20 protein-coding genes, 2 tRNA genes and 1 pseudogene are annotated in these 22892 nt (G+C 60.1%); 8 read left to right on the plus strand and 15 right to left on the minus strand.

All coding sequences use genetic code 11. The features are described from left to right. Positions 1-41: 41 nt before the first annotated feature. On the minus strand, positions 42-302 hold the full coding sequence (locus CLU84_RS01410; protein ID WP_099735597.1) for a hypothetical protein: 261 nt from the start codon (positions 300-302) through the stop codon (positions 42-44). An 18-nt stretch (positions 303-320) separates the two neighbouring features. Next, entirely contained in the window at positions 321-893 is a 573-nt protein-coding gene (locus CLU84_RS01415; RefSeq protein WP_099735598.1) for a 5-formyltetrahydrofolate cyclo-ligase, read from the minus strand. Between the two features lie 15 nt (positions 894-908). Between CLU84_RS01415 and CLU84_RS01420 the strand changes: the two genes are divergently transcribed. From CLU84_RS01420 to CLU84_RS01430, 3 genes are all read left to right on the plus strand, one after another. Continuing rightward, positions 909-2888, plus strand: a complete 1980-nt coding sequence (locus tag CLU84_RS01420; protein WP_099735599.1) for a lytic transglycosylase domain-containing protein — start codon at positions 909-911, stop codon at positions 2886-2888. Between the two features lie 362 nt (positions 2889-3250). Then, complete coding sequence (locus CLU84_RS01425; protein ID WP_099735600.1) at positions 3251-5431, plus strand: TonB-dependent receptor domain-containing protein; 2181 nt, start codon at positions 3251-3253, stop codon at positions 5429-5431. 199 nt (positions 5432-5630) lie between these two features. Then, on the plus strand, positions 5631-6194 hold the full coding sequence (locus CLU84_RS01430; protein WP_099735601.1) for a DUF4124 domain-containing protein: 564 nt from the start codon (positions 5631-5633) through the stop codon (positions 6192-6194). 76 nt (positions 6195-6270) lie between these two features. On the opposite strand, the pseudogene CLU84_RS01435 reads toward CLU84_RS01430, so the two are convergent. Next, positions 6271-6387 (minus strand): annotated as a pseudogene (locus CLU84_RS01435) (PKHD-type hydroxylase); the annotation flags it as partial. 62 nt (positions 6388-6449) lie between these two features. Continuing rightward, on the minus strand, positions 6450-6890 hold the full coding sequence (locus CLU84_RS01440) for a MarR family winged helix-turn-helix transcriptional regulator (protein ID WP_099735603.1): 441 nt from the start codon (positions 6888-6890) through the stop codon (positions 6450-6452). A 77-nt stretch (positions 6891-6967) separates the two neighbouring features. On the opposite strand from CLU84_RS01440, the gene CLU84_RS01445 reads away from it, so the two are divergent. Both CLU84_RS01445 and CLU84_RS01450 read left to right on the plus strand, forming a co-directional pair. Then, positions 6968-7759: a siderophore-interacting protein gene (locus tag CLU84_RS01445; protein ID WP_099735604.1), complete on the plus strand. Its 792-nt coding sequence runs from the start codon at positions 6968-6970 to the stop codon at positions 7757-7759. After that, entirely contained in the window at positions 7752-8033 is a 282-nt protein-coding gene (locus CLU84_RS01450; RefSeq protein ID WP_199173745.1) for a DUF2798 domain-containing protein, read from the plus strand. The genes CLU84_RS01445 and CLU84_RS01450 overlap by 8 nt, the downstream gene beginning before the upstream one ends. On the opposite strand, the gene CLU84_RS01455 is transcribed toward CLU84_RS01450, so the two are convergent. The 3 genes from CLU84_RS01455 to CLU84_RS22605 all read right to left on the minus strand — a co-directional run bounded on the left by CLU84_RS01455 (position 8027) and on the right by CLU84_RS22605 (position 10160). Further along, the gene (locus CLU84_RS01455; protein ID WP_099735605.1) at positions 8027-8980 is read right to left on the minus strand and encodes an MBL fold metallo-hydrolase; all 954 of its coding nucleotides are present in this window, start codon (positions 8978-8980) and stop codon (positions 8027-8029) included. The two genes, CLU84_RS01450 and CLU84_RS01455, sit on opposite strands and share 7 nt — an antisense overlap. Positions 8981-9188: 208 nt before the next feature. Continuing rightward, complete coding sequence (locus CLU84_RS01460) at positions 9189-9641, minus strand: bacteriohemerythrin (protein ID WP_099735606.1); 453 nt, start codon at positions 9639-9641, stop codon at positions 9189-9191. Positions 9642-9845: 204 nt separating this feature from the next. Next, a complete protein-coding gene (locus CLU84_RS22605) occupies positions 9846-10160 on the minus strand; it encodes a 4'-phosphopantetheinyl transferase superfamily protein (RefSeq protein ID WP_369826780.1) in 315 nt (104 codons plus the stop codon). 80 nt (positions 10161-10240) lie between these two features. Between CLU84_RS22605 and istA the strand changes: the two genes are divergently transcribed. Both istA and istB read left to right on the plus strand, forming a co-directional pair. After that, entirely contained in the window at positions 10241-11767 is a 1527-nt protein-coding gene (gene istA, locus CLU84_RS01470) for an IS21 family transposase (protein WP_099735609.1), read from the plus strand. Continuing rightward, the gene (istB, locus tag CLU84_RS01475) at positions 11757-12542 is read left to right on the plus strand and encodes an IS21-like element helper ATPase IstB (RefSeq protein WP_099735610.1); all 786 of its coding nucleotides are present in this window, start codon (positions 11757-11759) and stop codon (positions 12540-12542) included. The genes istA and istB overlap by 11 nt, the downstream gene beginning before the upstream one ends. A gap of 146 nt (positions 12543-12688) precedes the next feature. Here istB and CLU84_RS01480 read toward each other — a convergent pair. The 3 genes from CLU84_RS01480 to CLU84_RS01490 form a co-directional block, all read right to left on the minus strand. Further along, positions 12689-12763, minus strand: a tRNA-Val gene (locus tag CLU84_RS01480). 6 nt (positions 12764-12769) lie between these two features. Continuing rightward, positions 12770-12844 (minus strand) — tRNA-Val (locus tag CLU84_RS01485). A 67-nt stretch (positions 12845-12911) separates the two neighbouring features. Next, entirely contained in the window at positions 12912-14621 is a 1710-nt protein-coding gene (locus CLU84_RS01490) for an AMP-binding protein (protein WP_099737802.1), read from the minus strand. 172 nt (positions 14622-14793) lie between these two features. On the opposite strand from CLU84_RS01490, the gene CLU84_RS01495 reads away from it, so the two are divergent. Further along, positions 14794-15738 (plus strand): triacylglycerol lipase, encoded by a 945-nt coding sequence (locus tag CLU84_RS01495; protein WP_099735612.1) that lies wholly within the window; start codon positions 14794-14796, stop codon positions 15736-15738. 2 nt (positions 15739-15740) lie between these two features. On the opposite strand, the gene CLU84_RS01500 is transcribed toward CLU84_RS01495, so the two are convergent. The 5 genes from CLU84_RS01500 to hppD all read right to left on the minus strand — a co-directional run bounded on the left by CLU84_RS01500 (position 15741) and on the right by hppD (position 22825). Continuing rightward, positions 15741-18185 (minus strand): DUF3772 domain-containing protein, encoded by a 2445-nt coding sequence (locus CLU84_RS01500; RefSeq protein WP_099735613.1) that lies wholly within the window; start codon positions 18183-18185, stop codon positions 15741-15743. A gap of 185 nt (positions 18186-18370) precedes the next feature. After that, on the minus strand, positions 18371-19216 hold the full coding sequence (gene phhA, locus CLU84_RS01505) for a phenylalanine 4-monooxygenase (protein WP_099735615.1): 846 nt from the start codon (positions 19214-19216) through the stop codon (positions 18371-18373). Between the two features lie 54 nt (positions 19217-19270). Next, positions 19271-20236 (minus strand): Bug family tripartite tricarboxylate transporter substrate binding protein, encoded by a 966-nt coding sequence (locus tag CLU84_RS01510; RefSeq protein ID WP_369826781.1) that lies wholly within the window; start codon positions 20234-20236, stop codon positions 19271-19273. A 131-nt stretch (positions 20237-20367) separates the two neighbouring features. Beyond that, positions 20368-21453 carry a tripartite tricarboxylate transporter substrate binding protein gene (locus CLU84_RS01515; protein WP_099735616.1) on the minus strand — a complete coding sequence of 362 codons (1086 nt, stop codon included), beginning with the start codon at positions 21451-21453 and terminating at the stop codon, positions 20368-20370. A gap of 250 nt (positions 21454-21703) precedes the next feature. Continuing rightward, positions 21704-22825, minus strand: coding sequence for a 4-hydroxyphenylpyruvate dioxygenase (gene hppD / locus CLU84_RS01520; protein ID WP_099735617.1), 1122 nt, complete (start codon positions 22823-22825; stop codon positions 21704-21706). Positions 22826-22892 lie beyond the last annotated feature (67 nt).

The raw sequence follows: 22892 nt of genomic DNA on the forward strand, positions 1-22892 counted from the left end.
AAAAGCGGTAAATGCTCCTTGATAAGGAGCATTTTTTTGCCTTAAACGCGGGGCCGTGTCGCGATCTGCCCGGCCCGGATCTGCTTGGTCATATGGCTCAGCCAAGCGTGGCTCTCGGGCGTTTCAAACAGAAAGTCCCAGATCGCGTTGTGCTGGCGCGGCGTCAGGCTCAGTGCGCCGTGGCGGCGCATATGGGCTTGTAGCCTGTGCATTTCTTCGCAGTTCAGCGGCAGCTGCATCACGGTAAGAGGAGGGCGCGGGCGGTAGCGGCGCTGGGGAATTTTCTTGTTCGGGCGACTCATGGCAAACAGTTCAAAGGTTCAGACGGGCCAGACTACACCGTTGTCGTTCAGGATGGCGTCCAGGGGCAAATCATGCGCCTCAGGATGGAAGTCATCCACATAGCCATTGGTGTAGCCCAGGCCCACGGTAAATGGGCGCGGGGTCAGCTCGGCCAGCGTGCGGTCATAAAAACCGCCGCCGTAGCCCAGCCGGTAGCCGCCAGCGGCATAGCCCACGCAGGGCACAAACAGCAGCGTGGGCACCAGCAGCTCGGTGTCTTTGGGCTTGGGGATGCCATAGGCGTCCTCTTCCATAGGGCAGCCGGGATACCAGGCGTGAAAACTCAATGTCTTACGCTGTTTGTCGATCACTGGCAGCCCAATCCGGCGTCGTTGTGGGGTACCCTGTAGCTCGCCATCTTCTTTCCAGCGATGCAGTGCGGGCAGCGGGTCGAATTCACCCTTGATGGGCCAGTAGGCGCCAATCACGGTATCGGGTCGCTCCATCAGCCAAAAGCGCATCACCTGCTGTAGCGCATCTGCACGCTGCAGGCGATCTGGAAGGTTGAGGCGCAGTTCAATCAACTTGCGGCGTAACGCTGCTTTGTCCATCGGGTAATTTCCTCCATGCACTGGCTGAAGATTTTGACACCGCTTTGTGCGGCTTCCATGTTGACTGTAGCTGCTCCGTTTGCGCAGGCACAAAATTCGGGTGATGCCGTGTTGCTGGATATGCAAAAAGCATTCCGCGCGCGCAACCAGGCGGCCCTGACCCAGCTGCTGCCACAGGCCAGCGGCCACCCCCTCCAACCTTGGGCCGCTTACTGGGAACTCAAGAACCGTCTTGAAACCTCGGCGCCTGATGAAATTCAGGGCTTCCTCACCCGTTACGCCGGCACCTACCAGGAAGATCGTATGCGCAACGACTGGCTGCTGATGCTGGGCAAGCAGCGTGACTGGAGTACTTTCAGCCGCGTCTACCCGCAGTTCCGTATGCGTGATGACAAGTCCGTCACCTGCTATGCCTTGCTGGCCGATGCCGTGCAAGGCCGTGGCGCGCCCAATGTGGGCCAGCAGGTGCGCGATTTGTGGATGGCGCAAAAAGATGCCGATGACGGTTGCACCACCGCTGCTGGCCAGATGTACGCCAGCAAACTCATCAGCGCTGAAGATGTGTGGCGCCGCGCCCGCGTAGCGACTGAGAATAACCGCCAGAAGGCGGCGCGTGATGCGGTGGCCATCGTCGCCCCCGATGCGGCAGACCAGGTGGCGCAGGTTTTTGCCTCGCCTGCCAAATATCTGGCCGGGCAAAGCAAGTCCCGTGGCCGTGAGCGCAAGGAGCTGGCGCTGCTGGCCTTGATTCGCATGGCAGCGAGTGACCCCGATGGCGCAGCCGGTCAGATTGAAGGCGGCTGGGGCGCACAGCTCAGCGCTGAAGAGCGCAACTGGGCCTGGGCCGTGGCCGGCAAGCAGGCGGCCTTCAAGCTCTCGCCTGATGCCAACACCTACTTTGGCAAAGTGCGCCGCAACGAAGACCTGAGCGATGAGCTGCTGGGCTGGAAGGTGCGCGCCGCACTGCGTGCCGGTGACTGGAAAGCCGTGCGCCGTGCTATCGACGCCATGGGGCCCGAGCGCACCGACCCGACCTGGGCTTACTGGAAGGCCAAGTCCATGCTGGCTGGTCGCCCCAGCGCAGAAGAAAAGGCGGAAGCCCGCCAACTGCTGGAAGACACGGCAGGCAACCACAGCTTCTATGAGCAACTGGCGCTGGAAGAAATCGGCCAGCGCATTACCGTGCCGCCTGCCCCCGCACCGCTGACAGCGCAGGAAAAAGCCGCAGCGCGCAGCAACCCCGGCTTGGCCCGTAGCCTGTATGCGATTGGCATCGGCCTGCGCAGCGAAGGCGTGCGCGAGTGGAACTACAGCACCAACCTGCACCAGCCCGGCGGCCTGGAAGACCGCGAGCTGTATGCCGCAGCCGACCTGGCCTGCGAGCGCCAGATCTGGGACCGTTGCATCAACACCAGCGAGCGCACCAAGACCTTTGCCGACTGGAAGCAGCGCTATCCCATGCCTTATCACGACACGGTGCTGGCCAAGTCGCGGAACATCGGTCTGGACCCGGCCTATGTCTATGGCCTGATCCGCCAGGAAAGCCGCTTCATCATGGATGCACGTTCGGGCGTGGGTGCTTCGGGCCTCATGCAGGTCATGCCTGCCACGGCGCGCTGGACGGCCAGGAAGATCGGCATGACCGGCTTTACGCCTGACATGATCAACGACCGCGATACCAACATCACCATCGGCACGTCGTATCTCAAGCTGGCGCTGGACGATTTTGACGGCTCCATGGCCATGGCGGCCGCAGGTTACAACGCAGGTCCCGGCCGTCCCCGCAACTGGCGCAACGGCCCCACGCTGGACGCAGCCATCTGGGCTGAAAACGTTCCCTTCAGCGAAACGCGCGACTACGTGAAGAAGGTGCTCTCCAACACCACCAACTACGCGGCGCTGATTACGGGCCAGCCCCAGTCGCTCAAAAGCCGTCTGGGCACCGTTGGCCCACGTCCCGGTAACGAGGCAGAGCCTATGAAGGATCTGCCATAAAATCGTTCATGATGGGCTGATTGCTCATTCATTAGTCGCTAAAAGCGCTCATTCCTTCTGGGGTTGAGCGCTTTTTTCATGGGCGTTGATGACTCAAGAAAGCGCGCAAGCCTGCGCCGGAGCGCGCGTGAAATAGCACGCAAGACTGTCTGTAGGTGAATACCTTACAAAGCTAAGGCGAATGAGACTGGTTTGTGTTTACAAAAGTACATAATTGCAACCGTCAAAGCCCATAACGCCACATACAACCTCGGCTTTGTCTCCCTTTAGCTGCTCCGCCAGCTGTCTCAAAGGCCCATCAGGGGCCGACTCATCTTCTCAATACATAGCAACGACCTGATCTGTCAGGCCGAGGAGTCATCATGTCCAACGCAGCCCGAAGCCGCGCTCGTCACACCTATTGGCAACCCCGTTTGCTGGCACTGGCCGCAGCCGCTGCCTGCGCCAGTACGGCTGCATTTGCCCAAGCCAAAGAATCCACCATGGAAGAGGTGGTGGTCTCCGCCAGCGGCTTCGAGCAGGAGCTCAAGAACGCTCCTGCCTCGATTTCCGTCGTAACCCGCAAGGAACTCGAAACCAAGAACTTCCGCGACCTGGCCGAAGCCCTGCAAGGCGTGGAAGGCATTGACGTCATGGGCGCTACCGGCAAGACCGGCGGTCTGGACATCAGCATTCGCGGCATGCCCAGCGACTACACGCTGATTCTGATTGACGGCCGCCGCCAGAATGTGGCGGGCGACGTGACGCCCAACGGCTTTGGCGCAGCGCTGACCAGCTTCATGCCGCCGATGTCGGCCATCGAACGCATTGAAGTTATTCGCGGCCCCATGTCCACCTTGTATGGTTCGGACGCCATGGGTGGTGTGATCAACATCATCACCCGCAAGGTCAGCAAGGAATGGGGTGGCGAAGTCAGCGTCGGCGCGGGCATTCCGCAAGACAGCGAGTGGGGCAATCAGTACAAGAGCAACTTCTACATCAACGGCCCCATCAAGCAGGACTTGCTGGGCCTGGCCGTGCGCGGCAGCTACAGTGGTCGTGACGCTTCGGACTGGGTGCTGGCACCGGGCGCAAACCAGCCCGCAGCGGCACGTAACCCCGCACCGGCAGAGAGCCGCCAGCACAGCCTGGGAGCCAAGTTGACGCTGACCCCCAACCGCTATCACGATATCTGGCTGGATGTGGATCAGGCGCGCACCTGGTACAACAACGAAGATGGTCGTCTGGGCAATCGTGATGCGGACTCGCCACGCAATCCGCCCGGCTACAAGGATGCGCTGCGCTTCAACCGCGATCAGGTCAGCATCGGTCACACAGGACGCCTGGGCTTCGGTACGCTGGAAAGCAGCCTGATGCACACCGAAACCGAGACCATTGGCCGCACGATTCCCGGCGCTGCCGTGCCTACGAACGACCCACGCCGCGGTGCGGACCGTGAGCTCAAAACCACCAATCTGGTGCTGGACTCCAAGCTGGTCGCGCCTCTGGGCGACGCCCATATGCTGACCGTAGGCGGCCAGTTCTGGGATGCCAAGCTCAAGGACGGCCTGTTGCCGCAAAGCCACAAGCAAACCATGTGGTCGTTGTTTGTCGAAGACGAATGGCGTCTGCGCCAGGGACTGACGGCAACGCTGGGTGGCCGTTATGACCACCACGACGCGTTTGGCGGCCAGTTCAGCCCCCGCGCCTATCTGGTCTGGGATGCGACCACAAGCTGGACCTTCAAGGGTGGCGTGAGCCAAGGTTTCAAGGCACCGCGTCTGAACCAGCTGATTGACGGCGTGAGCGGCGTCAGCGGTCAGGGCACGACGATCAACATCGGCAACCCCAACCTCAAGCCCGAGACCAGCACCAATGTGGAGCTGTCGGCCTTGTTCGACAACAAGGCTGGATGGACCAGCTCGGCGACGCTCTTCCACAACGATGTGAAGGACAAGATTGCCTCGGGCGGATCCTGCCTGACGTCGGCCATCTCCAGCTGTGCCTTCAACCCAACGGCCGATTACGCCATCAACGTGGACAAGGCCAAGACCTGGGGTATGGAGTTGAGCAGCCGCGCCCAGCTGGCCAAGGACTGGTCGGTCAAGGCCGGCTACACCTGGACCAACAGCGAGGTGATCGAGGGAGGCCGCAAGAACGGTCAGTTGGCCAATACCGCAAAGCACATTGCCAGTGCCCAGCTGGACTGGACGCCGAGCAGCCAGTGGCGTCTGTGGGCCCGTGGCGAGTACCGCAGCAAGAGCCCGCGTTTCAGCGGCTCCTACGATAACCTGAGCAACGCCAACAAGGCGGTGTTTGACGCCGTGGGCGATATCAAGGGTTATGCACTGTTCCACCTCGGTGGCAGCTACCAAGTCAACAAGAACCTGAGCATCAACGCCAACATCTTCAACCTGTTCGACAAGGACTTCCGCAAGTACCAGCAGGTCAGCGTCAACGGCACGCCGACCTGGGTCAATAGCTACTTCCAAGGTGGCTCTTCCGTGTCTGGCGTGACACAGGCAGGTCGTACCTTCTGGGTTACGGCGAATATGAAGTTCTGAGGCTGAGCCCTCAAAGCGGCATGAGCCTGTAAATCAGGAGCCGTCAGCGCAATCGAATCAAGGGTTTCAGGCTTTTTTATTTCTGAAGCCCACGATGAATAAGCGCTGACAGCTCCTGTTTTCATATCTATCGACACTTACTTACATGGTGCTGGGTCTGCATGTTGCAGACCACCACTCAGTGAGGGAGAAAGTCGCAATGTCAGCAGCTAGAGGCCGCGTGTTCATCACCGTGCTGGGACTGGTCTGGGCCGGTGCCCTGGTGGCGCAGCCTGTCTACAAGTGGGTGGATGCGCAGGGCCAGACGCATTACGGCTCGCAGTTGCCGCCGCAGCAGGCCGATGCGTCACAGCTCAAGGTTTCGGCCAATGGCAGCTCGGGAGCGGGCGCGGGGCGCTTTGGCGAACAGCGCAACACGGACGGTACGAAGAAGCTGCCCAAAGAGGCGCAGGAACTGGTCGATGGCCTGACCAAGGGGTTGAAAAAAGTCGACGGCAAAGAGGTGCCGCTGAATTGCGCACTGGCGGTGGACAATATCCGCAGCCAGATCGAGATCATGCTGGAAAACGGCCAGAAAAACCTCAAGGGCGGCTATATCACCCAGGCGCAACATGACGGTACGGCAGGAGGCTTAAAAAACCTGCGCTCCAAAGCATCGGTCAGCGATTGCAAGGCGGCTACCGGCCGTTCGCGCGATATGTACCAGTGCATGACCAGCATGCACAACCATCTGCTTGGCTGTATAGAAAAGCACATGCCTTGAGCTTGTGACTGGGTCTCAGGTCTCGGCCCGCGTGCGCAGCGGGTTGTGATCGTGGCTGGCAGGCTCACGGTTTTCGGCGCTTCTTCAAGCTTTGCGCGGCCTGATCGCTCTCAAACAGCAGCACACGCTTGGCGTCATCGCGCACCATGCTCTGGGTCCAGAAGAAGGAGTACATGCGTTCGCCTCGTTCAACTAGGCCTGAACGCATTGATGGATGGGCGTTTTCAGCTCTGTTATGGAAGCATCAGAGTACGATTAATCCATCACTCGCGCGCTGTCCAGCGCCAGTTTCAGCAGCTCGCGCAGCTGGGTTTGCTGCTTGACGGGGAAGTCGCTCAGCAGCTCGGCGGCGATCTGCTCGCGCTGGTTCTTGAGCTGGGCGAACAACTGCAGCCCCTGCGCGCTGAGCTGCAGGCAGCGCACGCGCTTGTCGGCCTCGCTGGCTGAGCGCTCCAGCCACCCCTTGTCCTGCAACTGGGTCAGCATGCGCGCCATCTGGGCTTTGTCGGTGTGGCTGTGCTCAACCAGCTCTTTTTGCGTAATGCCCGGGTGGCGACCTGCGTGCATCAGGATGCGGAACTCATTGAACGTCAGCCCCGGTTGAATGCGCTCCAGCGACTGGAGCAGGCGCGCGCGAAACAGGTGCAGCAGGTCGTGCAGCACTTCAAACACATCGGCGGCAAGGGATGAACTCATGGTGGGAAAGGTTAATTTGTTGACTTAGTCAACTTATTGATTGATATTTAGTGGACTTTATCAACTTCTTCAGAAAAATGTCCAACACCGAAGTAACACCCATCATGCAACGTGTACGTCACGAATTTCGCGCTCGCCATGTGCAATTGCTGGCGCGAGAGCAGATCAGCCCTGGCTTTATCCGTCTGACCTTGGGCGGGCCGGAGCTGGCAGGTTTTGTCAGCGCGGGTTTTGACGACCATACCAAGCTCATCCTGCCCCAGGCCGGCCTGGAGAAACCCAATCTGCCACAGATGATCGATGGCCGTCCGCATATCGACGGCGAACGCCCCACCATGCGCGACTACACGCCGCTCAATTACGACGCAGAGCGCAACACGCTGCAGATGGAGTTTGCCGAGCATGGCCATGGCCCTGCCGTGGAATGGGCGCGCACGGCCCCCATCGGCCAGTGGCTGGGTCTGGCCGGGCCGCGCGGCAGTCTGGTCGTGCCTGCCGATCTGGACTGGCATGTGCTTCTGGGCGACGAAAGCGCCATGCCTGCCATTGAGCGCAGGCTGGCCGAGTTGCCCGCCGGCAGCCGTGCCATTGTGCGGGTGCAGATCAACAACCCAGCCGATCAACGCGCATGGGCCAGTGCCGCTGCGCTGGATTTGCAGTGGGTGACATCGCTGGCCGACGCGGCTGATGCGTTGACGTTGCCTGCGGGCGATGGCTTCATCTGGGCTTCTGGAGAGAACCGTGCCATGGCCGATTTGCGCCAACGCATTCTGGCCAAGCCCGGTACCAACCCCAAGCGCATGCGCATTGCCTCGTACTGGAAGCAAGGGGAAGCGGCTCACCATGAAGAGCTGAATGCCAATGATTGAGGTGACGGAAAAAGGCGGCTTGAGTCACTCGGCCGCGCAGCCGCGTCGCAGGCTGCACAAGCGCTTTACGCCATTGGTATTTGCCTTCTACATGGCGTTGATCATGGCGTTTTTCATGTGCTGCATCATCGTGGCTGTCAATGGAGGGCTGGGCGCGGGTTACTGGTGGACGGTACTCAAGGCCTATGCCGTGGCCATGCCTTCGGCTTTTTGCTGTGTGGTGCTGGTGCGCCCCGTGGTGATGCGGCTGGTGGCCGCCACTGTGCATCACTGATTGAGCAGAACGGCTGCGCCAGCTGCGTTGTGCTGCAGCTTGGCAGCTTTGCTGGCGATCAGACCGTCGATCAGACTATCCAGCCATTGCTGCAATGTCTGTGCTCCGAAGTAGGTCTGGTGCAAGAGGCTGAAATAGGGCGTGGCATGAGTCCAGTGGCTTAGATCTTGCAGGCTGATGCTTTGCCACTCAAGCAGCTTGTACTTGAGTAGAACCTTGGCCGCATAACTGGCATGGCGCTCGGGCGATTGCACAAAGCCTGCCAGCCGCTTGCGCGCAATGGCCAGCGCTGAAGGAACATCGGTAAACACGCTGCCGTGGCCAGGCACGACTGTCAGCGGCCGCAATTGCTCAATTACGTCCAGAGTGGCCGCCACTTCATCAAAAGCGGCGATGCCTTCAATCTCTGGGAAGACCACGCCAAAGCCGTTTTCCCACAGCGCATCGGCTGAGATCAGGGTGCGGCTCTCGGGCTCGAACAGAATCACCGAATGCGGGTCGTGGCCGGGTGCAGCATGAATCTGCCAGTCGCGGCCGGACAGGCACACGCTGCTGCCGGGCTGCAGCAAGCCGGTGATGGCAAAGCGCTGGCATTCCTGCCCTGTGGGCGCGTAGCTGAGTGCGGATTCATTCCAGTTGCGCACCTGCTCTGCCTCGCCCGGAGCGATAAAAGTCTGCACCTGTGGATAAGTCTGCTGCAGCGCGGCATTGCCGCCGCAATGGTCGCTGTGCAGGTGAGTGTTGAGAATGCGCGCCAGCGGCTGGCCTTGCAGCGCGTTGTCAATCAAGGCCAGTGTCTGTGCCGAGTGGCTGACATAGCCGGTATCGACCACGGCGGAGCCTTCCATATCACCGGACGCTGCCGCAAACACGATGTTGTTGGCCGACAGCCAGCCGCGCTCCAGCACGGTCATGCCGGGCGGCAGCGATATGGGGGAAGGGGTCATGGGGCTCGTCTCCTGCGCTGTGCTTTGTGTTTTGCACCAGCCTAGCAGACAGGTCCCGGTGCAGCTGTCGCGCGGGCGAGTCGCTTGGAGTCGCTCACACCACCCTTGATACGTCGTTATTTCGCCTTGTCGTACGCTTGTACTGCCTGCGGCTTCACGCCTCGTCTCAACCGCAAATCTGTGATTTGCTGGCTGGTGTTAGCGCCTTTTAGTGATATTCGGTCGAAGACAGAATATTGCGGCGAATCACCACAGGCTTGCCGCCAAAGCGCTGTTTTGACAGCCAATGCGCCAGCGCTGAATCAAGGTGAGTGGCGTGGCCGGGAAACCAGTCCACCAGCGCCTTGGTCAGGTCGCGGCAGAGCGTGACATTGCCTTCGGCGAGCTTGGTGCGAACCTCGTCCACCGATTTGAGCACGGCTGCATGCTCGTCAATGTGGCAATCACGGGGCGGGAAGCTGGTGCTTAGCATCCACTGATCTTCTTCAGCGAAATGGTGCTTTAAATGCACTTCCATTTTCTGCAGTCGCTCGGGCAGTTGCGCGTCGTCAGCGGTTTGCAGCTGGCCGATCAATTGCACGAACTCTTCGTGAATCTCATCCATGGGGCCGTGGCCCATCAGCAGCTCGTCGCCCCAGGTCAAAGTGGGTTTGTCTCTCATATCAATCTTCTTGTTGGCTGTGCTTTGTGCGGTTGTCCATTATGCAAGGCAGGGTTGAACTGCCCTTAGCAGGTAGACATCCCAAGCCTATCTTGGCAGTGCTTTCTCAAAGATCGGGGAATAGCCCGTACGCAATTTTCTCGACCCTTGGCGGCAAGGTCTTTAAAGCGTCAGGCCTGGTGTTTGCTGGGGCTGACACTGCCCTCATGATGCATGAAGCAGCCAGTCAGAGACTCTGTGCCACTTCATCGGAAGCTCTGCACCCACCTGCCACGGGGTGAGATCAGGTAAAGGATACAAGGCGCACATAGCCAGATACAGTGATTCACCTGACTCGGCTGTGGCTTGCCACAGGCGAGCGTAAGCAACAGGTTCTGTCACTAATGCTGATGTACTGGGGTGCCATGCCCAGCGACGAATCTTCTCAAGGTCCACCCCGGTACCCAGGCACTTGAAATACGCTTCTTTCAGGCACCACAGTTGCACAAAGCTGTTGATTTCCACCCAGAAGTGACCCACTAGCCCCCGGTTTTTCCATCTCAGTCTGATCCACGCATTAACCCTAGCCTGCTGCTTTCTTGTGCAGTAGGAGACCAGGAGTGATTGACGTGGCTACTTTGAGTGTCATCAGACGCTGGGCTCTACGTGAGCACCTGTCCATCCGAGAGATCGCCCGCAGAACCGGGCTTTCTCGCAATACCATCCGCAAGTATTTGCGCTCCGACGTTGTGCAACCTCAACTTGCACAGCGCACCATTGCCACCAAGCTCGACCCCTTCGCCAGCAAGCTGTCAGGCTGGCTGCGTACAGAAGTCAACCGCTCTCGCAAGCAGCGGCGCACGATCAAGCAGATGTTTCTGGACTTGGAGGCGTTGGGCTACACCGGCTCCTACAACCGAGTCGCTGCCTTTGCCAGAGTATGGAAGGCTCAGTGTCATGCGGCGGAGCAGACATCAGGGCGAGGCGTTTTTGTGCCCCTGGTCTTCGGCGCTGGAGAAGCCTTCCAGTTTGATTGGAGCGAGGATTGGGCTGTCATTGCGGGTGTACGCACCAAGCTGCAAGTGGCTCACTTCAAGCTCAGCCACAGCCGAGCCTTCTATCTGCGGGCCTATCCCCTGCAAACCCATGAGATGCTGTTCGATGCCCACAACCGTGCCTTTGCGGTGTTTGGAGGCGTCCCTAGGCGGGGGATCTACGACAACATGCGCACAGCCGTCGATCGTGTCGGCCGTGGCAAGCTCAGAGAGGTCAACGCCCGCTTCAGTGCGATGGCCAGCCATTTCCTGTTCGAGGCACAGTTTTGCAATCCGGCCTCGGGATGGGAGAAGGGACAGGTCGAGAAGAATGTTCGGGACGCTCGCCATCGTATCTGGCAATCTGTACCAGCGTTTCCGACACTCAGAGCCCTCAACGATTGGCTAGAGCAACGGTGTCAACAGTTATGGCAAGAGATTGCGCATGGCCAATTGCCTGGCTCACTTGCTGATGTGTGGGAGCAAGAACGCTCAACCTTGATGCCCATGCCTCGGCCGTTTGACGGCTTTGTCGAGCATGCCAAACGAGTCTCTCCCACCTGCCTAGTTCACTTCGAGCGCAATCGCTACAGCGTGCCGGCCTCTTATGCCAACCGACCTGTGAGCTTGCAGGTGTATGCCGACCGCCTGGTCGTCGTGGCCGAAGGCCAGTTCGTCTGTGAACACCCGCGCATCATTGAGCGCAATCACCAAGGCTCTGGGCGTACGGTCTATGACTGGCGTCATTACTTGGCCGTATTGCAGCGCAAGCCCGGCGCATTGCGTAATGGTGCTCCGTTCGTCGAACTGCCAGATGCGTTCAAGCGCCTGCAAGCACTACTCCTGAAGCAGCCCGGTGGCGACCGTGAGATGGTGGAGGTGCTTGCCTTGGTGTTGCAGCACGATGAGCAGGCCGTCCTGGCCGCTGTCGAGTTGGCTCTGGAGGATGGCGCACCCCGCAAGACCCACATCATCAATGTCTTGCACCGCCTCATTGATGGAACACCGGAACCTGAGCCCATCCATTCACCCCAAGCCTTGGCCTTGATCGTTGAGCCCCAGGCCAACGTCGTGCGCTACGACCAACTCCGACAGGTGCGCCATGCGTCATGACCCCGCCATTGCTGCGATCATCATCATGCTGCGCCAACTCAAGATGTTTGGCATGGCCCAGGCCGTGACAGAACTTGCCGAGCAAGGCTCACCAGCCTTTGAAGCAGCACATCCCATACTCTCGCAACTGCTCAAGGCCGAGAGCGCAGAGCGAGAAGTGCGCTCCATTGCCTATCAGCTCAAGGTGGCCAAGTTCCCTGTCTACAGAGATCTGGCAGGCATTGACTTCGCACACAGCGAGGTCAATGAAGCCTTGGTGCGCAGCCTTCATCGCTGTGAATTCATCGAGAAGGCCAACAATGTGGTGCTTGTCGGAGGCCCCGGTACTGGCAAGACGCACATCGCTACGGCCCTGGGTATTCAGGCCATTGAGCACCACCGTCAAAGGGTGCGCTTCTTCTCTACGGTGGAATTGGTTAATGCCTTGGAGCAAGAGAAAGTACAAGGCAAAGCCGGACAGCTCGCCCACAGGCTGGTGCATACCGATCTGGTGATACTCGAGGAGCTGGGCTATCTGCCCTTCAGCTCATCTGGTGGTGCGCTACTGTTTCATCTGCTCTCAACGCTTTACGAACGCACCAGCGTAGTGATCACCACCAACCTGAGCTTCAGCGAATGGGCCAGCGTGTTTGGGGACGCCAAGATGACCACCGCATTACTGGACCGCCTGACCCACCACTGCCATATTCTGGAAACAGGCAACGACAGCTACCGCTTCAAGCACAGCAGTGCAGTCCAACAACCGCCCATGAAGAAGGAGAGAAACAAAACCTGATCCACATCTTGAGCCTTGCGGCTCAAGCCAAAGGGTGGGTCAGTTTGAGATGGAAATTGCGGGTCAGATTTGCGTGGAAATTAACAGTCAGGGGAATCGCCAGAAAAGAAAAAGCCTCTTGAATCAATGATTCAAGAGGCTTATCTTGGTGCGCGATACATGGATCGAACATGTGACCCCTGCCGTGTGAAGGCAGTGCTCTACCGCTGAGCTAATCGCGCTTTAATTGGTGGGTGATACATGGATCGAACATGTGACCCCTGCCGTGTGAAGGCAGTGCTCTACCGCTGAGCTAATCACCCGAAGAATGAGATTCTAGCAGCATTCAAAGCGGCTCTTCGGGAAAACTCGTAAATTTCCTGAAAAAACTCAGCTCGACCGCAGCTCGCGCCGCAGAATTTTGCCCACATTGGTCTTGGGCAGCTCGTCGCGGAACTCGATGAAGCGCGGGCGTTTGTAGCCAGTCAGCTGCTCCTGGCAGTAGCGCATGACGCGGTCTTCGGTGAGCGATGGGTCGCTGCGCACCACATAGACCTTAATGGATTCACCCTGCTGCTCGTCTTTGACGCCGACGGCTGCGCACTCCAGCACGCCGGGGCACATGGAGATGATGTTCTCCAGTTCATTCGGGTAGACGTTGAAGCCGCTGACCACCATCATGTCCTTCTTGCGGTCAATGATGCGGGTGTAGCCTTCGTCGTCCAGCACGCCGATATCGCCGGTGCGCATATAGCCGTCTGCCGTGAAGGCCTTGGCGGTTTCTGCAGGCTGGTTGTAGTAGCTGTGCATGACATTAGGGCCCTTGATGCACAGCTCGCCGGGCTGCCCGTTGGGGACGCTGTTGCCGTCGTCATCCTTGATCGCCACCGAGATGCTGGGCAGGGGCAGGCCGATGGTTCCGGTGAACTCTTTGTTGGTGACCGGGTTGTTGGTGCCGATGGCGCAGGTCTCGCTCATGCCCCAGCCTTCAATCATGGCGCAGCCCGTGACCTGCTGCCACTGGCGCGCCGTGCCTTCTGATGCAGCCATGCCGCCAGCCTGTGAGATGAAGAGCTGCGAGAAATCGAGTTGGCGGAACTCGGGGTTGTTCAGCAAGGCGTTGAACAGCGTGTTGACCGCTGGGAACACATGGACGGGGCGCTTTTTGAGCACCTTGACAAACTTCGGAATATCGCGCGGATTGGGGATCAGGCTCAGGCTGCCGCCCAGCCGCATGGCGAACAGGCAGACCGTGAGCGCGAAGATGTGATACAGCGGCAAGGCCGCGACGATATGGGTTTCATGGGCCTTGACCCGGCCTTCAAGCGCAGGCGTGAACCAGGTGTGGGCTTGCAGCGTGGCCGCCACGATGTTGCGGTGGGTCAGCACCGCGCCTTTGGACAGGCCCGTGGTGCCGCCCGTGTATTGCAAAAAGGCGGTGGAGTCGAGCGTGGCCGTACTGGGGATCAGCTTGCGCTCTGCACCCGCCGCCAGCGCCTTGGTGAACGGCGTGACCTGGCGCTGCTGGTTACCGGTGCCAGGACCTGCGCCAAGGGGCAGATCAAAGGCGGGCACCATCTTGGCCAGATGCCGCACGGCAAACGTGATCCAGCTGCCATACAGGCCGCCCAGCAGGTCGCCCATGCTGCTCAGGCAGATGTGGCGGATGGCTGTGCGCTCCAGCACCTGGCCCAGTGTCTTCGCAAAATTTTCCAGAATGATGATGGCCGTGGCACCCGAGTCCTTGAGCTGGTGCTCCAGCTCGCGCGGGGTGTAGAGCGGGTTCACATTCACGCAGGTAAATCCCGCACGCAGCACACCGGCCATGCTGACGGCGAACTGCGGCACGTTGGGCAGCATGATGGCCACGCGCGCACCGGGCTCCAGCCCCAGACTTTGCAGCCATGCGCCCATCTTTGTGGATAACTGGTCCAGCTCCGCATAGCTCATCCAGCGGTCCATGCAGACCGAAAACGGGCGGTCTGCATGCTGGGTAAAAGCCTCTTCCAGCAGGTGCACCAGCGAGCGGTACTGCTCGGGATGCACATCGTGCGGCACATTGGGCGGGTAGTTTTTGAGCCAGGGAGCTGCAGCGTCCATGAAAGGCACCTTGGAGAGGCCGCTCATGCATGTTGAAGGCGGCAGGTTGAACAAAGTGAAGCGTGCTTGCGCTGCGGCTGATTCTGCGGATCGACTCTGCAAGGGTCTACGGGGGCTTGTCCTAGGCGCTTGCGGCCCGGTTTGCTAGGCTGCGCTGGTGGAGGTGTTAAACGTGAATACCTGGTTTTGGCGCTGTGTGGTGATGAGTAGCTGGCTGGCGCTGCTGCTGTGGTGCGGCTACTGGTGGCAGCGCTCAGTTGCGATCGCCTTGTTGGGCGCGGGCCTGATTGCTTGCGTTGCAGGGCTGCAACTGGGTGCGCAGATGCTGATGATGCGTGCGGTGTTGCGCAGCAGGGGGCAAGCGCTGCCAGCAGCCAGCATCGCCTGGCGCGCATGGCTGGCGGAGTGGCGCTGGGCGGTGCGCATCTTTGGCTGGCAGATTCCTTTTCAGGAAGATGCCGAGGCGGATGGCATCCACCATCATCGCGCCGTGCAGGCCGATATAGCTGCGCAAGGGCTGGTAGGCGTGGTGCTGGTGCATGGCTATTTTTGCAACCGCGCTGTGTGGAATGGCTGGCTGCGCAAGCTCAAGGCATGCGGCATTCCCTGCGCAGCCATGACCTTGGAGCCAGCCCACGGTAGCCCTGTCGAAGCCATGCTGGAAGATTTGGATCAATGCGTCAAGGCGCTTGTGCAGCATACGGGGGTAGCTCCACTTTTGGTAGCGCATAGCATGGGCGGACTGGTGGTGCGGGCCTGGCTCAAGCGGCTGAGCGCCAGTGAGCGGGCGCAGTACGCCGCCCATGTGGTGACGGTTGCCACGCCGCATGGCGGCACATGGCTGGCGCGGTTTGCGCACCGCCAGCCAGCCGTGGATATGCGCGAAGGCAGTGACTGGTTGCAGCAGCTGGGCCAGCCGCCGCTGGATGTGCCCTTCAGCTGCTGGTGCAGCAGCAGCGACAACATCGTGTTCCCGCCCAATCTGGCTACCTTGCCGCAGGCACAGCTACATCAGGTGGATGATGCAGCGCATATGCAGCTTTTGTTTGATTTGCGGGTGTGGCGCTATTGCCTGCAACTGCGTAGGCAGTTGCAGGAGGCGGTGGATCAGGCCTGAGGCTATGGGGTTTGCGACGCAGGGGCCGCCGCAGCTGCAGAGCTTTCCGGGTCGCGGACCAGGTGGATATCGGTGGCCGCTACCAGCGCAATGTTCTGCTCGGCGCAGCGCTGCAGCAGTCCAAACAGTAGATCGCTGCGGGTGCTGTAAACACTGCGCGAGCTGGAGACATGGCCAAAGCTGGTGATGTTGACCACGCTGCCGTTGATGGAGTCCACATACATGGCTGGTGCCGGGGTGGCCAGCACGGCTTCATGCTCGGCGTACAGGCCCAGCAGTACTTCGCGCAGCTTGACGATGTCGGTGTTCAGCGGCACGGAAAACGCAATCGCGATGCGGCCCAGCGCGCCATCCATGGTCAGGTTCTGCACGGACTTGGTGATGAACTCGGAGTTGGGGACGATGATGGTCGACTTGTCATCGGTCTGAATCTCGGTGGCACGCACGCTGATGCGGCGAATGTCACCCACCTGATCGCCAATGCGCACCCTGTCGCCCAGCTTTACGGGGCGCTCGGCCAGCAAGATCAGGCCAGAGACAAAGTTCTGAGTAATGGCCTGCAGACCAAAACCGATACCGACGGAAAGCGCACTGGCCAGCAGCGCCACCTTTTCAAAACCAATGCCCAGCGCAGCCAGCGTCCACAGGGCCGAGAGCGTGATGCCCACATAGCGCGCCACGGTGCTGATGGAGTTGCGGGCGCCAATGTCCAGCTCTGTCTTGGGCAGATAGGTCTCGACCAGCCAGTGCTGCAGTGTGCGAAAGATGGTCAGGCCCGCAATCAGCACGATGAGGCCGCGCACGATGGTCATGGGGCGCAGCACGGCATCGCCAATGGGCAGGCCCTTGGTCAGCGTGTCGGTCAGGGCCAGCAGGCTGCTGGAGTTGCCGAAGGGGGCAGTCAGGGCCAGCATGCCCAGCAGCAGCAGGCAGACACGGCCCAGTGCAGACAGCAGCACGCCAATTTGTTCCAGCCGCGATGACTTCAGGCCCGTGCCCATCACAATGCCCTGGCCAATGCGGCTGTCGGCAGAAAATATCCAGCCAAAGAAGTCATCGGTGAACTTCATCAGCAGCGTGGTGGCCAGCACCACGACGGTGATCCACACCATTTGCGTGGCGACAAAAACGGAGAAGTTCAGGTAGCCGATCAGCGCCGCAATCAGCGCGGCCAATACCGTCAGGTGCCCGCCCAGCCAGGCGAACATCAGCCAGTTGCTGGTGGTGGCGGGGCGATGCTCTTGCGGGTTCTGGGCGGCTTTTTCGCGGTCTATGACCTGCTGGCGCTGGCGCTGCTTTTTGATCACCACCAGCACCGACATGATGAGGGCGACATAGGTTAGTGCGATTAGTCCATCCAGCGCCACACTGCTGATGGCACTGGTGCGCGCGGCGATGTCTACCGCGTTGAGCATGATTGAAAACCAGGTCAGCGCGGCGGCGCCCCAGGCCAGGCGGGTGAGCTTGGGGGCGGCTTCGTCGTCAATATTCAGCAGCCGCCATGAGGGGCGCTTTGGCACCAGTAAGCTGGCACTGACGGACAGGAAGAACGCCGCCACAAACATGCCCTTGACCCAGGCGTCTGCCACCAGATCCAGCCGCGGTGCAATGGCGTCGATGAAGCGCAGGCTTTCGATAAAGACCATGCTCGCCAGGCCGGGCAGGGCTGTGCCCACCAGCAGCATCCACACCGCCAGACCCGAGCGGCGCAAGCGGCCATTGGGCGCGCGTTCAGACGCGGCAAAGCTGCGGCCCAGAGTGCGCAGCCAGATGCGCAGCGGAAACATCAGCATCAGTGCGGCCAGCGTGCCCAGCAGCGGAATCTTCCAGCCGTGCTGCGCAATGGCGGCGTTGAAGCTGGCTTCGCCCTGGCGAATCAGGCCATGGATGCGCTGCAGGTCAAGGGGAATGTCAGCGGCAAACTTCTTCCACAGCGAGGGCGACAGGGGGGATTCGACTTTGCGCGCAATTTGAGCGTTGAACTGCTGGGTGCGGATTTTTTCAATGCTGTCGACCGCCTGCTTTGCTTCAACGGACAGCAGCTTGCCGCGTTTGATAGCTGAATCCAGATCGCTGTGCTGCTGCGACAGCTCCTTGCGCTGCTGCTTGATCTCTGGGCTTTCTTCCACGCCATCGGCCACACTGCCTAGCTGGGCGATGCGGGCGTCAAGCTGCTTGAGCAAGGGCTCCAGCGCCGCGACGGCACTGTCCGCATCGCGTTTGGATTGCAGCGCGCTTTCAGAAAGGGTTTGCAGGGTATCGGCCGAGTCGGTGTCGTCCAGTGCTTTGCGCATGGCGTCCAGCGAGGTGGCGGCCTGCTCCAGTTGCTGAAGCGATGCGGTCTGCGGATCGGTGGTGGACGGCGAAATCTCAGCCGCGATGGCCAGGCCTATACAGAGATGAAGCGCGATGAGCCAGCGCAGCAGTCGGATGCAAGGGTGTTGCATGGTTTGATGAGGAGTGGGTCGGTGCCGCAACGCGGCGCGGATTGGCGGCCTTGTGGGCCGCCAGCACGCTGCAACTATAGGTGCAATGCTGCGATCAGGGTTTCCCCGTATCCCTCTGGTCTGCTATGTAGAAGATAGCGGCAAGCGATTGATGTGCAAGCGCTGGAGCCCTAAATGAATTGTTTCTACAGCAGCTGTTCACCTGCCAGCAACTCCTTGGCACCGACGCTAGGCTGCTGGCGCAGCTGCTCATATAACGGCGCAAATTCGGTGTTGGCCAGAGCTAGCAGTTGCTGCATATCGTCGATGACGAAATAGGTCTGCTGGTAGGTGTCGATCTTGTAGAGAGTACGCATGGTGCGCTCCAGCTGCAGGGGCAGGCGGTGCGGCTGAGGGCTGTTGACGCTGTATTCCAGCTCGCCTACGGAGCTGAGAATGCCCGCACCATAGGCGCGCACGCCGCCATCCTCACGAATCAGTCCAAACTCCACCGTGTACCAGTACAGGCGCGAGAGCATTTCGCAGGCACCCAGCTCGGCGGCCTTCAGTCCGCCCTGGCCGTAGGCCTGAATGAAGTCGGCCATCACAGGGTTGAACAGCAAGGGCACATGACCGAACAGGTCGTGAAAGATGTCAGGCTCAACGATGTATTCAAACTCTTCGGGCTTGCGAATCCAGTCTGTGACGGGGAACTTGCGCTGGGCCAGCAGCGAGAAGAAGGGCACCTCGGGGATCAGCCCTGGCACACCCACAATCTCCCAGCCTGTGGCTTTGAACAGGCGGTCGTTGATCTCTTCAAAGCGCGGAATACGCTCTTTGGCACCCAGCGATGGCAAAGCGTCGATGAAATGCTGGCTGGCGCGGCCCGCCAGCAATGCGGACTGGCGCTCGTAAAGACGGTGGTAAGTGTCGTGCTCGGCTTCGGTATAGGCGGCGTAGTCCTGCGTGCAGGTGTAGTCGGCATGGGCGCGCGTGTAGTCGCCTCGCGGTGGGCGGTCGGATTGGCCATAGACAACAGGGGCTTGTCCCATCATGTGCTCCTTTTTGTAGAAGGTCTGGCTAAACCACCGCCCGCAGGCGACGACTTAGCCTGCCTTGATCTTGGTTGCGCTGATCAAAAACTGAAATTTTCGGTTCTCGCGCTTCACAAACTCTGAAAACTCAAGCAGTCGCATGTTTTCCTGGGCAATGCCCATCTTGCGGTACTGGCTGCGGTATTTCGGGTCATTCAGTGCTGCCTGAAATGCTTCTGCGTACTTCTGGGCGTCCTTGTCTGGCAGGCTGGCCGGTGCAAACACGCCAAACCAGGTAGCCACATCAAAGCCCGGCACGGCTTCGTTCATCGGTGGCACATTGGGCAGGGCAATGTTGGGCGACAAGGTGGTGACGGACAGCGGGACCAGCTCGCCCGATGCGATCAGGGGCAGGGCGGAGGCGAGGTTGTCAAAAACCATGTCCACCTCGCCTTTGAGCAAGGCTTTCTGGGCGGCAGATGCGCCCTCGTACTGCTGGTTGCTGATACGCAGATTGGCCAGCGTCTTGAACATCTCACCCGCGATGTGGCCAATGCTCCCGTTACCTGCAGCGCCCAGTTTCAGACCATTGGGGTGGGCTTTGATATAGGCGACCAGGTCGGTGGTGTTTTGCAGTTTCAGCTCGGCTGCGCGGGCCTTGGTGGTGACCAGCACATTAGGTACGCGGGCTACCAGAATCAGGGGCTTGAAGTCTGTGTTGACGTCATAGCTCAGAGCCTTGCCCAGATGCGGGAGCACGGCATGCGTGGCTACGGCACCCATGACAACCAGGTTTTGCTGGGGCTGGGCCTTGGCGATGAGATCGACGCCTGTCACCCCCCCTGCGCCGGGCTTGTTCGTGACGGTGATATTGCCCAGGTTTTGCCGGGCACCTTCGGACAACAGATGCGCTGAGGTATCGAGAGGGCCGCCAGCAGGATAAGGGACGACGAAGGACAGGGGCTGGGCCGCGTTTTGGGCAAAGGCGCTAAAGGCGGAGGCGGAGAGCAGGGCAGCAAGCAGTAAGGTACGTTTCACAATGGTTTCCGGGAAAGAGAGCCCCACCGAGGGCGTCCGGAAGTATAGAAACGCAGAGGACAGCGAAATCCCTGCAGGCGGAATATATTCCGCAGCGTCAGTAAAGGCTTGCGTCGCTTTGGGCGGCAGCGTCAGGGGATCAGCTGATAGTCCTTGAGAATTTTGCCGTAGTAGCTGTGCTCCTGCTGCAAAAAACGGGCGAAGTCTTGCAGGCGCAAGTCCTCGCGGATCACGCCCATGGCGTCGAAGTATTCCTGCACCTTGGGCCTTTGCAGCGTCTGCGCAAAAGCGTCTGACCAGCGCTTGGCCAGTGCATCCGGTATGCCGGCTGTGGCAAACACGCCAAACCAGGTAGGCAGGTTCAGCCCCGGTACGCTGGGCTCCAGGCTGGGCACTTGCGGCAACACGGGCAACGGTGAGCGCGCAGTCACACCAATCGCCTTGAGGCGACCGGCGCGCAGATGAATCAGCGCTGAGGCAATGTTGTCGAACATCAGGTCGGCTGACCCGTCCAGCAGCGCCGACAGCGCCGGATTGGCCCCGGAAAACGGCAGGTGCTGCAGCGGAATGCGGGTGAGTGACTGAAACAGCTGGCCCGCAATATGGCCAATGCTGCCATTGCCCGCTGAGGCATAGCGCAGGGGCTGCTTGGTTTTGCTCATGAAGCGCAGCAAATCGTCGGGCGTGTAGATGCGCCATTGAATGGCCAGATCGGCGCGCATGACCAGCACATGGGGCATGCGCGCGACCATGGTGAGAGGCTGAAAGTCGCGCAGCGGGTCGTAGGGCAGTTGCGGGTTCAGCCAGGGCAGGACGGCATGCGTGGCCACCGCGCCCATCAGCAGCATGGGCTCGCGTGCGCCCGCTCTGGCCACCATGGCTGCGCCCTTTGCCCCACCATCGCCATGCACATTGAGCACCTGAATGGAGCCCAGTGTCGTGGTCTCCGCCGCCAGCTTGCGCGCTGAGCGATCGAGCGGGCCGCCCGCTGAGTAGGGAACGACCAGAGACAGCTCGCTCTTGCGGCGGCCGGTGTTTGAGGGAAATTCGCCATGTGACCCTACAGCTAGTGCGCTGGAAGCTACTAAAGATGTAGCAGTCGTGGCGGCCAGCCTGAGTGCCTGGCGTCTTGAAAGACCGTGGGCTGCGGCAGGTAACTCGACTCCCGGCGCTCCGCAGGCTTGTGAGGCAGTGGCGGGTGGATGAGGGTGCGGCACGTTGGCTTTCAGGGCGTTGATCAGCGCTGCAGCGGGCCGGTGTCACCTGTGGTTTGACCACAAATGCGGCGATGCAACATTTGTGAAAGTATAGATATGAAAAATGTAGCGGATATGGTCTGTTTGATCGTTGGTGGCTGTTGGGCAACAGCATCTCGCTCCAGTCTGCTGCAGGGCGGCTGGCGCAGGCAGAAGGGCTGGGGCGAGGGGTGAACATGGCCGTATTGCCGGTGTGATGGGCGTGGCAGGCTCAGTTCTTGAGCACGCCGCGGCGCATCTGGTCGAGTTCCATGGTCTCGAACAGGGCCTTGAAGTTGCCTTCGCCAAAGCCGCTATTGCCCTTGCGCTGGATGAACTCGAAGAAGATGGGCCCCAGCTGGTTCTCGCTGAAGATTTGCAGCAGCAACTCGCCCTGTGCGCCATCCACCAGAATATTGCGCGCCATCAGCTCTGGCACAGGTTCTTGCAGATTGGGGATGCGCTTGGGCAGCAGCTCGTAATAGGTCTCACTGGTGTTGAGCAGCTTGATGCCGTTCATCTGCAGGCCATCCACCGTGTCGTACAGATTGGTGGAGCCCAGCGCGATGTGCTGAAAGCCCTCGCCGTGGTACATGTCCAGATATTCCTGAATCTGGCCGGCCTTGTCGTTGCCTTCTTCGTTGATGGGGATGCGAATCTTGCCGCAGGGGCTGGTCATGGCCTTGCTCTTGACGCCCGTGGACAGGCCTTCGATGTCGAAGTAGCGAATTTCGCGGAAGTTGAAGATGCGCTCGTAAAAATCGGCCAGTCCGCTCATGCGGCCCCGGTAGACGTTGTTGGTGAGGTGGTCGATATAAGTCAGGCCCAGACCTTCGGGGTGCAAGTCGGCACCGGGCAGTGGCTCAAAGTCCACATCAAAAAAGCTGATGTTGCCCAGATCGCCATCCTTGGCACCGTTCTTGCCGCGCCATTTGTCGATGAAATAGATCAGCGAGTCGCCAACGCCCTTGATGGCGGGAATATTCAGCTCGCCGGGGGCGGCCTGCTGGGCATAGCCCCAGGCCCCCAGCGAGGTGGCGCGCTCATAGGCAAACTTGGCATCGTCGACACGAATGGCAATGGCGCAGACGCTGGGACCGTGCAGGCGGGCAAAGCGCTGGGCAAAGCTGTCGGGCTCGGCGTTGATGATGAAGTTGATCTCGCCCTGGCGGTACAGCGTCACATTCTTGCGGCGGTGCTTGGCGATGGCGGTAAAGCCCATGCGCTCGAACAGAGCGCCCATCGCCACGGGATCAGGGGCGGCGTATTCGACGAACTCGAAACCGTCCGTACCCATGGGGTTGTCCCAAGTCTGGAAGTTGCTGGGGGTGCTTTGGGTCAGGTCTGCTTTCATGGCGGGGTCTCCATCCGGTAGGGGGTCAACACTTGAAGAACAGGTGTCGAAGAATGGATTCACTGTA

The organism is Comamonas sp. 26 (genome assembly GCF_002754475.1).
In the GTDB taxonomy this organism is placed as follows: Bacteria; Pseudomonadota; Gammaproteobacteria; order Burkholderiales; family Burkholderiaceae_C; genus Comamonas.

Coding starts and splice junctions, on each gene's coding strand:
- CLU84_RS01410 (WP_099735597.1), bottom strand. CDS start 302: ATGAGTCGCCCGAACAAGAAAATTCCCCAGCGCCGCTACCGCCCGCGC.
- CLU84_RS01415 (WP_099735598.1), bottom strand. CDS start 893: ATGGACAAAGCAGCGTTACGCCGCAAGTTGATTGAACTGCGCCTCAAC.
- CLU84_RS01420 (WP_099735599.1), top strand. CDS start 909: ATGCACTGGCTGAAGATTTTGACACCGCTTTGTGCGGCTTCCATGTTG.
- CLU84_RS01425 (WP_099735600.1), top strand. CDS start 3,251: ATGTCCAACGCAGCCCGAAGCCGCGCTCGTCACACCTATTGGCAACCC.
- CLU84_RS01430 (WP_099735601.1), top strand. CDS start 5,631: ATGTCAGCAGCTAGAGGCCGCGTGTTCATCACCGTGCTGGGACTGGTC.
- CLU84_RS01440 (WP_099735603.1), bottom strand. CDS start 6,890: ATGAGTTCATCCCTTGCCGCCGATGTGTTTGAAGTGCTGCACGACCTG.
- CLU84_RS01445 (WP_099735604.1), top strand. CDS start 6,968: ATGTCCAACACCGAAGTAACACCCATCATGCAACGTGTACGTCACGAA.
- CLU84_RS01450 (WP_199173745.1), top strand. CDS start 7,752: ATGATTGAGGTGACGGAAAAAGGCGGCTTGAGTCACTCGGCCGCGCAG.
- CLU84_RS01455 (WP_099735605.1), bottom strand. CDS start 8,980: ATGACCCCTTCCCCCATATCGCTGCCGCCCGGCATGACCGTGCTGGAG.
- CLU84_RS01460 (WP_099735606.1), bottom strand. CDS start 9,641: ATGAGAGACAAACCCACTTTGACCTGGGGCGACGAGCTGCTGATGGGC.
- istB (WP_099735610.1), top strand. CDS start 11,757: ATGCGTCATGACCCCGCCATTGCTGCGATCATCATCATGCTGCGCCAA.
- CLU84_RS01490 (WP_099737802.1), bottom strand. CDS start 14,621: ATGGACGCTGCAGCTCCCTGGCTCAAAAACTACCCGCCCAATGTGCCG.
- CLU84_RS01500 (WP_099735613.1), bottom strand. CDS start 18,185: ATGCAACACCCTTGCATCCGACTGCTGCGCTGGCTCATCGCGCTTCAT.
- phhA (WP_099735615.1), bottom strand. CDS start 19,216: ATGGGACAAGCCCCTGTTGTCTATGGCCAATCCGACCGCCCACCGCGA.
- hppD (WP_099735617.1), bottom strand. CDS start 22,825: ATGAAAGCAGACCTGACCCAAAGCACCCCCAGCAACTTCCAGACTTGG.